Raw genomic sequence first — 14321 nt, forward strand, 5'->3', positions numbered from 1 at the left:
TCTACAAAGCAAACGCCTGCGCCGGCAGATTCATCAAACAATCACTCCCCGCCTCGATCGCCGCCTGATGCGCAGCCGTACGCGGCAGCAAGCGCTTGAAGTAGAACTCGCACGTCGCCAGTTTGCCCTTGAGGAAATCAGCCTCACCCTCGCCCGCCTCCAGCTGTGCCTGAGCAACCAACGCCATGCGCAGCCACAGGTAGCCCAGGATGATGTAGCCGCTGTACATCAGATAATCCACCGACGCAGCACCGACTTCGTCCGGGTTCTTCATGGCCGCCATGCCGACCTTCATGGTCAGGTCGCCCCACTGTTGGTTGAGCCCGTTGAGTTGCGCGACGAAGCGGCCCAGCTGCGCATGTTCGGCGTTCGCTGCGCAGAACTTGTGGACGATTTTGGTAAAGCCGCGCAGCAGCTTGCCCTGACTGCCCAGCACCTTGCGCCCGAGCAGGTCGAGCGCCTGAATGCCATTGGTGCCTTCGTAGATCGGCGCAATCCGGCAATCGCGCACCAGTTGCTCCATGCCCCACTCACGAATGAAGCCGTGGCCGCCGAATACCTGCATGCCGTGATTGGTCACTTCCAGCCCGGTGTCGGTCATGAACGCCTTGCAGATCGGCGTGAGCAACGCCAGCAGGTCTTCGGCCTCCTGACGCGCATCGGCATCGCTGCTCAGGTGCGCAACATCAAGCATCTGCGCGGTGAAATAGGTCAGCGCGCGGTTGCCTTCGTTGAAGGCTTTCATGGTCAGCAACATGCGTCGCACATCGGGGTGAACGATGATCGGGTCGGCAGGTTTTTCCGGCGATTTGGCACCGGTCAGGGCGCGCATCTGCAGGCGGTCATTGGCGTACTTGATCGCGCCCTGAAAACTCGCCTCGCCCAGACACAGCCCCTGCATGCCAGTACCAAGCCGCGCATGGTTCATCATGGTGAACATGCAGTTGAGGCCCTTGTTCGGCTCGCCGATCAAGTAACCCGTGGCGGCATCGAAATTCAGCACGCACGTAGCAGAAGCCTTGATGCCCATCTTGTGCTCGATCGAGCCACAGGAAACGCCGTTGCGCTCACCCGCTTCGCCTGCTGCATCGGGCAGAAACTTGGGCACGATAAACAGTGAAATGCCCTTGGTTCCGGCCGGTGCGTCCGGCAGCTTCGCCAGGACCAGATGGATGATGTTGTCGCTCAGGTCATGCTCACCAGCGGAGATGAAAATCTTGCTGCCGGTGATCGCGTAGCTGCCGTCGGCCCGGGGCACCGCGCGAGTCTTGATGATGCCCAGATCAGTGCCGCAGTGCGCTTCGGTCAGGCACATGGTGCCGGTCCACTGGCCAGCGGTGAGTTTGCTCAGGTAGGTGTCTTTCTGCTCGGCGGTGCCGTGGGCGTGGATCGCCGACATCGCGCCGTGGGTCAGGCCGGGGTACATGCCCCAGGACGTGTTGCTGGAGCCGACCATCTCGCTGATCACCAGCCCCAGCGAACTCGGCAACCCTTGGCCACCGTAAGCCGGATCAGCCGCCAAACCGTGCCAGCCGCCCTCGACATATTGTGCGAAGGCCTGCTTGAAGCCTGTAGGCGTTGTCACCACGCCGTTGTCGAAATGGCAGCCCTCTTCGTCGCCGCTGCGATTGAGCGGTGCCAGAACGTTCTCGCAGAACTTCGCGCCTTCTTCGAGGATCGCGCTGATCATGTCCGGGCTGGCGTCATGCGCGCCGAGACTGGCGTAGCTGGAGTGGAAGTCGAAGACGTGATCGATCAGAAAGCGCATGTCGCGCAGGGGAGCTTTGTACTCGGGCATGGTGGCTTCTCCGTCAGCAGATTTGTTCAACCTACTGCTGGCCACCACGCGCGACAATCACTGTGCAGGCGCTGAATGCGCCGTCATCACTCAACCCGCAGCAGCGTCCATGCGCACCGCGCCACGGCGGTTCTGCCCGAACGCCATGACGCAGTTACGCCCGGCGCCCTTGGCGCTGTACAACGCCTGGTCGGCGGACTTGAGCACTTCTTCAGGGGTGCGCTGCTCGACACGTTCGGCGACGCCGATACTCACCGTCACCGACACCGCCGAAGCCCCAGAACCGCTACGGCGCTGGCGACCTTGCTGATCATCCTGCGGGCGGTTTTCCTGGTTGCGTAACTGAATGCTGTAAGACGCAATCGATTCACGGATCACTTCCAGGTGCGGCATGCACTCCTCAAGGGTCTTGCCTGCGAACACCAAGGCAAATTCCTCACCGCCGTAGCGATACGCCCTACCGCCACCGCTGATTTTCGACAGTTTGCTGGCGACCAGGCGCAGCACCTGGTCACCGACATCGTGGCCATGGGTGTCGTTGAATTTCTTGAAATGATCGACGTCGCTCATCGCCAGCACATAGTTGCGCCCCAGTCGCTGCATACGTTCGTTGAGCGCACGTCGTCCCGGCAGGCCGGTGAGCTCGTCGCGGAAGGCCATTTGGTAAGCCTCATGCGCAACGGCGGCGGCGATCATCAGCATCACCTGGCTGCACATGATGTTCAGGGTGAACGGCAGAATGAAGGTCTTCGGCAGCATCCAGAACACACCGAGCAAGCCAACCAGTTGCGCCGCGTGCAACGGGCGCGGGTTGCGCCAGTATTGCCAGGCCAGAAGCAGGAAGGCCGAGATGAACACCGGATAGGACAACTGGATGAGACTCATCCATGCCCCATGCAGCGCCGGCCAGCGGATCTCCGACAACCACAGCAGCAGCGCCTGTGGGTAACTTTGCTCCAGTCCCAGCGCCACGCTGCCAAATGCCAGCAGCACGGCAAAGCGCGCGACCATGTCCTGAAACAGATGGGTACGTTCCTGCCATGCGGCGAACAGCCCGAACAACAGCGGCAACAACAGGCAGACCAGATGAAACACCACCGCAGCGTCTTCGCGGACCTTGCCGTTGTCGCGGTAGAAATCTGTCTGGGTGTCCAGCAGAAAGTAGGCGATGTACACCGTCAGCATCAGAAACAGTTCGCGCTGACGTCGGTACACCGCGCAATACGCGCCACCGAGGAGCAGAACCAATGTCGGCAGGACGTTGAACAGTGACGTGAAGAATACGCTGAGGTCTTTGACGTACGCAGCCGCCAGCCCCGCAAGCAATAACAGCAGTGATGGCAGGAAATGGCTGAAACGTACAGCGGAAGAACGCGGCAAGGGTAAGCTCCGACCCGTCATAGCAAAGAGATGGCATTGTGCCTGCAAAGTGCGGCCAAGCCCATACAATGTGATCCAGATCACACACGGTCTCTGTAACGGCCGGAAGCTCGACTATCTGAGCGATCCGCAAACAAAAAAACCGCTGCCCCCTAACGGGAGCAGCGGTTTTCGTCAGACTGCGTTAAGGCTTAGTAGCCCAGTGCGAAGTCTTCTTCTTTCATGTCCATCAGGTTGCCAGCACCCGACAGCATAGTGGCCACGTGCGTACGGGTACGCGGCAGGATGCGCTGGAAGTAGAAGCGCGCGGTTTGCAGCTTGGCGGTGTAGAACGCCTCGTCGCTGGTGCCGGCAGCCAGTTTTTCCGCAGCCAGACGTGCCATGTCTGCCCAGAAGTAGGCCAGGCAGGCATAACCGGAGTACATCAGGTAATCCACGGAGGCCGCGCCGACTTCTTCGCGATCTTTCATGGCAGCCATACCGACCTTCATGGTCAGCTCGCCCCATTCCTTGTTCAGTGCAGCCAGCGGCGCGACGAATTCCTGGACGGCTTCGTTGCCTTCGTTGGTCTGGCAGAACTTGTGGACGATCTTGGTGAAGCCTTTCAGAGCCTCGCCTTGAGTCATCAGCACTTTGCGGCCGAGCAGGTCGAGGGCCTGGATGCCGGTGGTGCCTTCGTACAGCATCGAAATGCGGCTGTCGCGAACGTTCTGCTCCATGCCCCACTCGGCGATGAAACCGTGGCCGCCGTAGATCTGCACGCCGTGGTTGGCGGCTTCGAAACCGACTTCGGTCATGAACGCTTTGGCGATCGGGGTCATGAACGCCAGCAGTGCGTCGGCCTTCTTCTTCTCTTCTTCATCGACGCCGTATTTGACGATGTCGACCTGCTTAGCAGTGAAGTAGACCATCGCGCGGTTGCCTTCGGCGAACGCCTTCATGGTCAACAGCATGCGGCGCACGTCCGGGTGGACGATGATCGGGTCAGCGGCTTTGTCCGGCGCTTTCGGGCCAGTCAGCGAGCGCATTTGCAGGCGATCACGAGCGTATTTCAGACCGCCCTGGAAGCCGATTTCGGCGTGAGCCAGACCTTGCAGTGCGGTACCGAGGCGAGCGGTGTTCATAAAGGTGAACATGCAGTTCAGACCTTTGTTCGCCGGGCCGATCAGGTAACCGGTGGCGCCGTCGAAGTTCATCACGCAAGTGGCGTTGCCGTGGATGCCCATCTTGTGTTCCAGCGAACCGCAGCTCACTGCGTTGCGCGCGCCAATGGTGCCATCGGCGTTTGGCAGGAACTTTGGAACGATGAACAGCGAGATGCCTTTCGTGCCAGCCGGAGCATCGGGCAGACGCGCCAATACGATGTGGACGATGTTGTCGGCCATGTCGTGTTCACCGGCCGAGATGAAGATCTTGGTGCCGGAAACTTTGTAGGAACCGTCGGCCTGAGGCTCGGCCTTGGTGCGCAGCATGCCCAGGTCGGTGCCGCAGTGCGGTTCGGTCAGGCACATGGTGCCGGTCCATTCGCCGGAGACCAGTTTGGTCAGATAGGCTTCCTGCTGCTCTGGGGTGCCGTGCTCGGAGATGGTATTCATCGCACCGTGCGACAGACCTGGGTACATGCCCCACGACCAGTTGGCTTCGCCAACCATTTCGCTCACTGCCAAGCCCAGCGACTCAGGCAGACCCTGACCGCCGTGCTCGACGTCGTGCGCCAGGCTTGGCCAGCCGCCTTCGACGAATTGCTTGTACGCCTCTTTGAAGCCAGTCGGGGTTTTCACGCCGGACTCGCTCCAGGTGCAGCCTTCGATGTCGCCCACGCGGTTCAGCGGCGCCAGTACCTGCTCACAAAACTTGGCGCCTTCCTCGAGGATGGCGTCAACCATGTCCGGCGTGGCGTCTGCGCACGCTGGCAGGCTCTGATAGTGCGCTTCGTAGCCGAGCAGTTCGTCACGAACGAAGCGAATATCACGCAAGGGGGCCTTGTAGTCAGGCATAGCGATAAACCTCTGCTGATGTAACCGGGAATGAACGACCGTGTTGAATTGTTGTGACGGTCAAACAGTTGTTTGAAACATACGTTTACGCCGAAATCTTGTCAAGCATCGATCTTTTGCCGTTCGTCATCACGCTCTCCAAATGCCGGAGACGAGAAATCGCCGCGACTTCACGTAAGCCACGGGCGTTGTAAAAAGATTAGTTGAGCAAGAAGGACTTAAACGAAAAACGCCGCGACAGGGCGCGGCGTTTCGGGGTCTACAACAAACTCAATCAGGCGAAAGTATCGATGATCGTCCCGAGCACTTCGTCGGATGCCTTGGCCACCTTCACACCCAACTCTGCCTGGATCTTGCCCTGCGACAGCTCGACGATATTGCTCGCCAGATCCGATTCTTGTGCGCGATCCACACCGCGCAGGCGATTGACCTGCACTTCGGACGACTGGCTGGTCACCGAACGTTCGATAGTGTTGTTGGCGATCTGGCTGGCAGCCTGATCGACGCGGTTCTGCCCGGACTGAATCGAGCTCAGCCCCGCATAAAAAGCTGTGTTACCGGAGATTTCCATAGTCACTCTCATCCTTGCAAAGGATCAATGCTCGCCATTGAAGCAGACGCGCCAGCAAAACACCCGTCAAAAACACTAATGGCACAGTGCCTGTTCATAGCGAGAAACTTAATCGAGCAAATCCAGTTGCAAATGCTCGGCCACCGCTTCGGCGCTCAACGCCTTGAGTTTCGGCACCCGCCCCAGGCACGGCGCGGGGATGCGCTCGGCCAGGGTCGCAAGGTTTTCCTCCAGCCGCGAAGTTTTCGGATCGATGATATTCGCCACCCACCCCGCCAATTGCAGACCATCCCGGGCAATAGCCTCGGCGGTTAGCAACGCATGACTGATACAGCCCAACCTTACGCCCACCACCAGAATCACTGGCAGCTTCAGTGCAATCGCCAGGTCCGAGAGATTGTCCTGATCCGCCAACGGCACCCGCCAGCCGCCCGCGCCTTCGATCAGGGTGAAATCGGCGTTCATCGCCAGAATCCCGCGCATCGGCGCCAGCAGCGATTGCACCGTCAGCGCCACTCCTGCTTCGCGCGCCGCCAGATGCGGAGCGATCGCTGGCTCGAACGCCACCGGGTTGACCTGTTGATAAGTCAGCGGCAACGAACATTCGGCCAGCAGCGCCAGGGCGTCGGAATTGCGCAAGCCCTTGGGCGTGACGTCGCAACCCGATGCCACCGGTTTGCCCGCCGCCGTGCTCAAGCCTGCCGACCGCGCCGCATGGAGCAATCCGGCAGCAACGGTGGTCTTTCCGACATCGGTGTCGGTACCGGTGACGAAATAGGCTGCGCTCATAGAGGTTTCTCCAACACGGCGTATACCACCTGATACGTTGCCGGCAGCCCCGACGCCTGACGGAACCGCTCATACGCGTCGATCAGCCCGAGAATCCGCGCCCGTCCGGTCAAACCGCCCGGCCGGCCGGGATTCAGATTGTGTGCGCCCAGCGCTTTCAACTCATGAGTCAGGCTGCGCACATCCGGGTAATGCAACACGTGCGGCTGATTCTGCAGCGCCAAAATGCGCATGCCACTGCCGGCACATAACTGTTCATAGCGGGCGAAGGCGCGGAAGCGATTGACGTGCACCAGCCCGTCGACCTGCTGCCAACTCTCACGCAACTCGAACAGCGTCCCTGTACAGAGACTAGCAAACGCAAAAATCCCCCCCGGTTTAAGTACGCGCAAGGCTTCGCTGAGCACCGCCTCGAAGTCGGCGCACCACTGCACTGCAAGGCTGGAGAAAATTAGATCAAAGCTCGCGTCCTGCAACGGCAGCCTTTCGGCATCGCCAGCAATGAAATGCTCAGCGCCACCCAGCGGCCGTGCGTGATTGAGCATGCCCTCGGCGATGTCCAGCGCGACACCGCTGCCCTGGGTGAAACGCGAGGCCAGCGCGCGGGTGAAGTAGCCGGTGCCGCAACCGAGATCAAGCCAACGCGACGGCGTGAAACTCGCTGGCAAGCGCCCGAGCAACTGTGTGCCGACGTCACGCTGAAACTCCGCGACACTGTCGTAACTGGCCGCAGCGCGGGAAAAGACGCCGCCACCTGGCGCTTGTCGGGCAAGCCCTCAGGCAGCACAAGGGACAGATCAGTCATCAGCGCACTCATGTAGAAAAGCCTGGATCGCGCCCGCGACTCCATGCGGGTCTTCCAGCAGGAAAGCATGGCTGGCCTGTTCGATCAGACCAATTTCGATATCCGGCAAAAGCGCGAACAATGCGCCGGCCGCTTCCGCCGGAACCAGCGCGTCCTGCCCGCCGAACAGATGAAACTGCGGCCCGCGAAACGCCTGCAACGCCTGGCGTGTGTCCAGCTGCGCGAGTAGCTCCAGACCTGCCATCAGCGCGGCCGGCGCGGTTGCCGGCGCGCCAGCGAGCAGCAAGCGCGACAAGCCACGCGGATCTGGCGAACCTTGCGCACATAAAAGAGAGAAGCGCTTGAGCGTGGTACGCGGGTCGGCCTGACAACCGGCAAGAAACGCATCGAAGGTCTCGCCAGGCATCGCGCTCGGCCACTGCTCATGGGCGACAAACGCAGGGTTGCTCGCCAGCGTCAGCAGCCCGCAGCACGCCTCGCCGCGTCGTGCCGCCAGTTCGCTGGCGAGCATGCCGCCCAGCGACCAGCCACCAAGCCAGACTTCCTGCGGAATGCGCGCATCGAGTTCGTCGAGCCAGTCTTCAAGGTCAGCGGAGTCCAGCTCCGGCAGCGGTTCGATCTCGACTTGCAGATGTTCGTCGAGGCCGCGCAATGCTGCGGCCAGCGGTTCCAGCGGCGACACGCCGAGGCCCCAGCCGGGCAGCAGGATCAGACGATTACGCATGGCTTGGCTCCAACGACAATCGGGCGAAGCAATCTGCCAACCCTTCCAGCAACTGTTGCACCTGTGCCTCGCTGTGGGCGGCGGTCAGAGTGACGCGCAACCGCGCGCTGCCGGCCGGCACGGTCGGTGGGCGAATTGCGGTCACCATCAAGCCGCGCTCGCGGAGCATTTGTGACAGTCGCACCGCGCGTCCGGCATCGCCGATCATGATCGGCTGGATCGGCGTGAAGCTGTCCATCAGCTCCAGCCCGATCTGCTCGGCGCCGTGGCGGAACTGGCGGACCAGTGTCTGCAAATGCTCACGGCGCCAGTGTTCACTGCGCAACAGCTCGAGGCTTTTCAGCGTCGCGCAGGCCAGCGCCGGCGGTTGGCTGGTGGTGTAGATGTACGGGCGGGCGAACTGGATCAGGCTTTCGATCAACTCTTCGCTGCCAGCGACAAAGGCCCCGGCGGTGCCGAAGGCTTTGCCGAGGGTGCCGACCAGCACCGGCACATCGTCCTGACTCAAGCCGAAATGCTCGACAATACCGCCGCCGTTGGCGCCCAGCGGGCCGAAGCCATGCGCATCGTCGACCATGAGCCACGCGCCTTTGGCCTTGGCCGCGCGGGCCAGCGCCGGCAGGTCGGCGATGTCACCGTCCATGCTGAACACACCGTCGGTGACCACCAGCGTGTTGCCGGTGGCTTTCTCCAGGCGTTTGCCCAGGCTTTCGGCGTCGTTGTGCAGATAGCGATTGAAACGCGCGCCGGACAACAGGCCCGCGTCCAGCAACGAAGCGTGATTGAGCCGGTCTTCGAGCACCGTATCGCCCTGCCCGACCAGCGCGGTGACCGCGCCGAGGTTGGCCATGTAGCCGGTGGTGAACAGCAGTGCACGTGGGCGCCCGGTCAGATCGGCGAGTGCTTCTTCCAGTGCGTGATGCGGGCTGCTGTGGCCGATCACCAGATGCGACGCGCCACCGCCGACCCCCCAGCGCTCGGCACCGGCGCGCCAGGCTTCGATCACCTGCGGATGATTGGCCAGGCCCAGATAATCGTTGTTGCAGAAAGCGAGCAGCGGTTGGCCGTCGACCACGACTTGCGGGCCTTGCGGCGAGTCGAGCAGCGGGCGGTGGCGGTAGAGGTTGTCGGCACGGCGGGCAGCAAGGCGTGCGGCGAGATCGAATGACATGCAGGCCTCGATTTTCAAATGACACAGATCCCCTGTGGGAGCGAGCCTGCTCGCGAATGGGCGTCACATCCAACATGGATATTCGCGGCCAAACCGCTTTCGCGAGCAGGCTCGCTCCCACAGGGGTTTTGCATTCCTTCAGCGCAATCCGTGCAGCTTTTAGATGGCAGCGTTATAGAACTGCTCGCTGCTCTTCTGCTCCACCAGCGCCTGCTCGATCGCCGCTTGGTGCACTTCATCCGCGTGCTCTTCGCGAGCCTCCGGCTGGATACCGAGGCGCGCGAACAATTGCATGTCCTTGTCCGCCTGCGGGTTGGCGGTGGTGAGCAATTTGTCGCCGTAGAAAATCGAGTTGGCGCCAGCGAAAAATGCCAGGGCCTGCATCTGCTCGTTCATCGCTTCGCGACCGGCGGACAGGCGCACGTGGGATTGCGGCATGAGGATGCGCGCGACGGCGAGCATGCGGATGAAGTCGAACGGGTCGATGTCTTCGGCGTTTTCCAGCGGCGTGCCGGCGACTTTTACCAGCATGTTGATCGGCACCGATTCCGGGTGCTCCGGCAGGTTGGCCAACTGGATCAGCAGATTGGCGCGATCGTCCAGCGATTCGCCCATGCCGAGAATGCCGCCGGAGCAGATTTTCATTCCCGACTCGCGCACATAGGCCAGCGTCTGCAGGCGCTCGCTGTAAGTGCGGGTGGTGATGATGCTGCCGTAGAACTCCGGCGAGGTGTCGAGGTTGTGGTTGTAGTAATCGAGACCGGCCTTGGCCAGCGCTTCAGTCTGCTCCTGATCGAGACGGCCGAGGGTCATGCAGGTTTCCAGGCCGAGGGCTTTTACTCCTTCAACCATCTTCAACACATACGGCATGTCTTTGGCCGACGGATGTTTCCACGCTGCGCCCATGCAGAACCGCGTCGAACCAATGGCTTTCGCGCGGGCCGCCTCTTCGAGGACCTTCTGCACTTCCATCAGTTTTTCTTTTTCCAGCCCGGTGTTGTAGTGCCCGGACTGCGGGCAGTACTTGCAGTCTTCCGGGCAGGCGCCGGTCTTGATCGACAGCAGTGTCGAGACCTGCACGCGGTTGGCGTTGAAATGTGCGCGGTGCACCGTTTGCGCCTGGAACAGCAAGTCGTTGAATGGCTGTACGAAGAGTGCTTTGACTTCGGCCAGAGACCAATCGTGACGCAGGGTGGCGGTGGTGCTCGCGCTCATGGGCAATTCCTTGGTTATGCTTGGCTGGCGCTGGGGAAAACGGAATACCCACAGGCGCTACACGGATGTTCGGCATATTTAAGGAAGAGCGATGCGCTGTCAACCGCAATACCAAGGGCAGGTTTACATCTGTTTAAAAAACGTACAGACCTGTTTGCTGTGCGATGAGCCCGCAGATGCACAAATGCCAATGTGCGAGGCCTGCGAAACCGAACTGCCCTGGCTCGGCAGCCATTGTCAGAGCTGCGCTTTGCCACTGGCGGCGGATGGCCTGACTTGCGGCGAATGCCTGCTAGAGCCTCCGGCCTTCGAACAGGTCGCCGTGCCCTGGGTTTATGGCTTCCCCGTGGACAGTCTGATTACACGGTTTAAACACAACGCGAAATGGCCGTTTGGTCACCTGCTCGCTGACGTTCTCGGCCAATACCTGCAGCATCGCTTCGCCGAGGACTTACCGCGACCTGATGTGCTGCTGCCGGTGCCGTTGGCGAATAAACGCCTGCGTCGGCGAGGATTCAATCAAGCGGCGATGCTCGCGCGCTGGTTGAGTGTTTCGCTGGATTTGCCCTGTGAAGAACAGCTTCTAAGGCGAGTCATGGACACCGACGCCCAGCAGGATCTCGACGCCAAGGCGCGCAAACGCAACTTGCGCAATGCCTTTGCGCTGGCGCCTGACGCGCAGGTCAGTGGCCGCCATTGCGCGCTGGTTGACGACGTCCTGACTACTGGAGCAACCGCTCAGGCATTGGCGCGGTTGCTGATGAATGCAGGTGCGGCGCGGGTTGATGTGTATTGCCTGGCCCGTACGCCGAAGCCCGGTACCTGAAGCGAATACAGATATCGTGTGGGAGCGAGCCTGCTCGCGAATGGGCATCACATTCAACAAAGCTGTTGTTGGTCAAACCGCTTTCGCGAGCAGGCTCGCTCCCACAGGGGGCTTTGCGTCAGGCTTGACTCATGCGCTTCAAGTGGCCAACGTCCATTTCATCGCCCGAGCCAGAAGCGTTCTGCCATGTCCCTGCCCACCCTGCTGTCCCAGCACATCGTCCGCCGCCCGCAGCGCATTGCCCTGCTGCAACACATCGCCGAGCAAGGCTCGATCACCCGTGCGGCGAAAAGCGCGGGGCTCAGTTACAAGGCGGCGTGGGATGCAATCGATGAGCTGAACAACCTGGCGCAGAAACCCTTGGTCGAGCGCGTGGTGGGCGGCAAGGGTGGCGGTGGCGCCAGATTGTCCAGCGAGGGCGAGCGAGTGCTGCGCCTGTATCAGAAATTGCAGGCGTTGCAGGCGCAGGTGCTGGAAGCGGCCGAAGACGCCAGTGATCTCGACCTGCTCGGGCGCCTGATGCTCAGGACCAGCGCGCGCAATCAGCTGCATGGCACGGTGGCAGCGATTCAGGCGCAGGGGCGCAATGACTTGATCCACCTTGAACTGGCCGAAGGCATTGCTCTGGAGGCGCAGATCACCCATGACAGCACCGTACATCTGGAATTGCAGGTCGGTACCGAAGTGATGGCGCTGATCAAGGCTGGCTGGCTTGAGTTGCTCGGCGCCGATCAGTCGGCAACGCCCGGACACAATGTCCTGCGCGGCACCATCGAAGCGATCCTCGATGCCGAGGACGGTCCCAGCGAGGTGCGCATTTCCCTGCCCAACGGCCAGACACTTTGCGCCTTGGCCGAACCGCTGCACTTGCGCAACCACAGGCTGGAGGTCGGCAATCCGGTGCAGGTGCAATGCGCACCATCTAACGTGCTGATCGGCACCCCGCTCTGATTAGCCCTTGCCACAAAAGCGTCATCGACCCGCATTAAGGTGTTGCCCATAACCAAGCAGGGAGCCTGATGTGAGCCTATTAGAAGAAAACCAATCCACTGATCTGGAAAAAATGGTCGGCCTCAGCCGTCGCGGTTTCATCAGCGCCGGTGCCTTGTGCGGCGCGGCGATGTTCCTCGGCGGCAACCTGCTGAGCCGCAGCGTCATGGCCGCCAGTGTCAGCGCCGGCAACAGCCGCCTGCTCGGTTTCGAGAGCATCCCGGCAGCGACCACCGACGCCATCAGTCTGCCCAAGGGCTACAAGTCTTCGGTGCTGATCAGTTGGGGCCAGCCGCTGCACAAGAACGGCCCAGCCTTCGACCCGAGCGGTAACGGCACCGCTGCCGCACAGGAAGTGCAGTTCGGCGACAACAACGACGGCATGAGCCTGTTCGCCTTCCCGGACGACAAGAACCGCGCGCTGATGGCAATCAACAACGAATACACCAACTATCGCTATCTATATCCGCATGGCGGCATGCCGCAGTCAGCTGAGGATGTGCGCAAGGCATTGGCCTGCGAAGGCGTGTCGGTGATCGAAGTGCAGCGCAAGAACGGCCAGTGGCAATTCGTCCAGGGCTCGCGCTACAACCGCCGCATCCACGGCAACTCGCCGCTGCGCATCAGCGGTCCGGCCCGCGGCCACGACTTGATGAAAACCGCCGCCGACAAGCACGGCAAAAAAGTCCTCGGTACGTTCCAGAACTGCGCCAACGGCAAGACGCCGTGGGGCACCTATCTGACCTGCGAAGAAAACTTCACCGACTGCTTCGGCAGCAGCAACGCCCAGCAGCAATTCGATGCCGCGCAAAAGCGCTATGGCGTTGTCGCCAGCAGCAAGGACATCAACTGGCACCCGCACGACCCGCGCTTCGACATGGCCAAGAACCCCAACGAGCTCAACCGTCACGGCTGGGTGGTCGAGATCGACCCATTCGATCCGCAATCGACTCCGGTCAAACGCACCGCGCTGGGCCGCTTCAAGCATGAAAACGCCGCACTCGCCGAGACCGACGATGGTCGCGCTGTGGTGTACATGGGCGACGACGAGCGTGGCGAGTTCATTTACAAATTCGTCAGCCGCGACCGCATCAACCATCGCAATCAGAAAGCCAACCGCGACATCCTCGATCACGGCACGTTGTATGTAGCCAAATTCGATGCCGGCGACGGCAACCCTGATCACCCGAAAGGCCAGGGCCAGTGGATCGAACTGACCCACGGCAAGAACGGCATCGACGCCAGCAGCGGGTTTGCCGATCAGGCCGAAGTGCTGATCCACGCGCGCCTTGCCGCCAGTGTGGTTGGCGCAACACGCATGGACCGCCCGGAGTGGATCGTCGTCAGCCCCAAGGACGGCCAGGTTTATTGCACCCTGACCAACAACGCCAAGCGCGGTGAAGACGGGCAACCGGTGGGCGGGCCGAACCCGCGCGAGAAGAACGTCTATGGGCAGATTCTGCGCTGGCGCACCGACCGCGACGATCACGCCTCGAAGACATTTGCCTGGGATCTGTTTGTGGTCGCCGGCAACCCGGGCGTGCATGCCGGGACGCCGAAGGGTGGCTCATCGAACATCACCCCGCAGAACATGTTCAACAGCCCCGACGGTCTGGGTTTCGACAAGGCCGGACGCCTGTGGATCCTCACCGACGGCGACTCGAGCAACGCTGGCGACTTCGCCGGCATGGGCAACAACCAGATGCTCTGCGCCGATCCTGCGACCGGTGAGATTCGCCGTTTCATGGTCGGGCCGGTGGGTTGCGAAGTGACCGGGATCAGCTTCTCGCCGGATCAGAAAACCTTGTTTGTCGGCATCCAGCATCCAGGCGAGAACGGCGGTTCGACCTTCCCCGAGCACCTGCCCAACGGCAAGCCAAGGTCTTCGGTGATGGCGATTACGCGCGAAGACGGCGGGATTGTCGGCGCCTGATAAACCCTCATCGCTGGCAAGCCAGCTCCCACAGGTCTTGCGCAAAACCTGTGGGAGCCGGCTTGCCAGCGATGGCATCAGCAATGACACCAACCACCTCCGCCGCCGCCATCTGCGCTACC

The 14321-nt window shown here is 61.4% G+C and carries 11 protein-coding genes and 1 pseudogene; 3 read left to right on the forward strand and 9 right to left on the reverse strand.

The window, feature by feature from the left end; genetic code table 11:
- Nucleotide 1: 1 nt before the first annotated feature.
- The 9 genes and pseudogenes from AB4O45_RS10660 to bioB all read right to left on the reverse strand — a co-directional run bounded on the left by AB4O45_RS10660 (nt 2) and on the right by bioB (nt 10450).
- The gene (locus AB4O45_RS10660) at nt 2-1798 is read right to left on the reverse strand and encodes an acyl-CoA dehydrogenase C-terminal domain-containing protein (RefSeq protein WP_460161381.1); all 1797 of its coding nucleotides are present in this window, start codon (nt 1796-1798) and stop codon (nt 2-4) included.
- A gap of 90 nt (nt 1799-1888) precedes the next feature.
- Entirely contained in the window at nt 1889-3178 is a 1290-nt protein-coding gene (locus tag AB4O45_RS10665) for a GGDEF domain-containing protein (protein WP_039757672.1), read from the reverse strand.
- Between the two features lie 191 nt (nt 3179-3369).
- Nucleotides 3370-5175 (reverse strand): phenylacyl-CoA dehydrogenase, encoded by a 1806-nt coding sequence (locus tag AB4O45_RS10670; protein WP_024014564.1) that lies wholly within the window; start codon nt 5173-5175, stop codon nt 3370-3372.
- 274 nt (nt 5176-5449) lie between these two features.
- Nucleotides 5450-5746, reverse strand: a complete 297-nt coding sequence (locus AB4O45_RS10675) for a hypothetical protein (protein WP_016772865.1) — start codon at nt 5744-5746, stop codon at nt 5450-5452.
- 108 nt (nt 5747-5854) lie between these two features.
- Nucleotides 5855-6535 (reverse strand): dethiobiotin synthase, encoded by a 681-nt coding sequence (gene bioD / locus AB4O45_RS10680; RefSeq protein WP_041476721.1) that lies wholly within the window; start codon nt 6533-6535, stop codon nt 5855-5857.
- Nucleotides 6532-7340: pseudogene (bioC, locus tag AB4O45_RS10685) on the reverse strand (malonyl-ACP O-methyltransferase BioC). The gene bioD and the pseudogene bioC overlap by 4 nt, the downstream one beginning before the upstream one ends.
- Nucleotides 7333-8064: an alpha/beta fold hydrolase gene (locus tag AB4O45_RS10690; RefSeq protein WP_305381643.1), complete on the reverse strand. Its 732-nt coding sequence runs from the start codon at nt 8062-8064 to the stop codon at nt 7333-7335. The pseudogene bioC and the gene AB4O45_RS10690 overlap by 8 nt, the downstream one beginning before the upstream one ends.
- Complete coding sequence (gene bioF, locus AB4O45_RS10695) at nt 8057-9235, reverse strand: 8-amino-7-oxononanoate synthase (protein ID WP_423662588.1); 1179 nt, start codon at nt 9233-9235, stop codon at nt 8057-8059. Before bioF ends, AB4O45_RS10690 begins: the two co-directional genes overlap by 8 nt.
- 159 nt (nt 9236-9394) lie before the next feature.
- Nucleotides 9395-10450, reverse strand: coding sequence for a biotin synthase BioB (gene bioB / locus AB4O45_RS10700; RefSeq protein ID WP_056786610.1), 1056 nt, complete (start codon nt 10448-10450; stop codon nt 9395-9397).
- Nucleotides 10451-10541: 91 nt separating this feature from the next.
- Between bioB and AB4O45_RS10705 the strand changes: the two genes are divergently transcribed.
- From AB4O45_RS10705 to AB4O45_RS10715, 3 genes are all read left to right on the forward strand, one after another.
- The gene (locus tag AB4O45_RS10705) at nt 10542-11276 is read left to right on the forward strand and encodes a ComF family protein (RefSeq protein WP_256808067.1); all 735 of its coding nucleotides are present in this window, start codon (nt 10542-10544) and stop codon (nt 11274-11276) included.
- A 186-nt stretch (nt 11277-11462) separates the two neighbouring features.
- Entirely contained in the window at nt 11463-12227 is a 765-nt protein-coding gene (locus AB4O45_RS10710) for a TOBE domain-containing protein (protein WP_256808065.1), read from the forward strand.
- Between the two features lie 70 nt (nt 12228-12297).
- Nucleotides 12298-14199 (forward strand): PhoX family phosphatase, encoded by a 1902-nt coding sequence (locus AB4O45_RS10715; RefSeq protein WP_315435767.1) that lies wholly within the window; start codon nt 12298-12300, stop codon nt 14197-14199.
- Nucleotides 14200-14321 lie beyond the last annotated feature (122 nt).

The sequence above is a fragment of the Pseudomonas sp. S2_B10 genome (assembly GCF_054668425.1).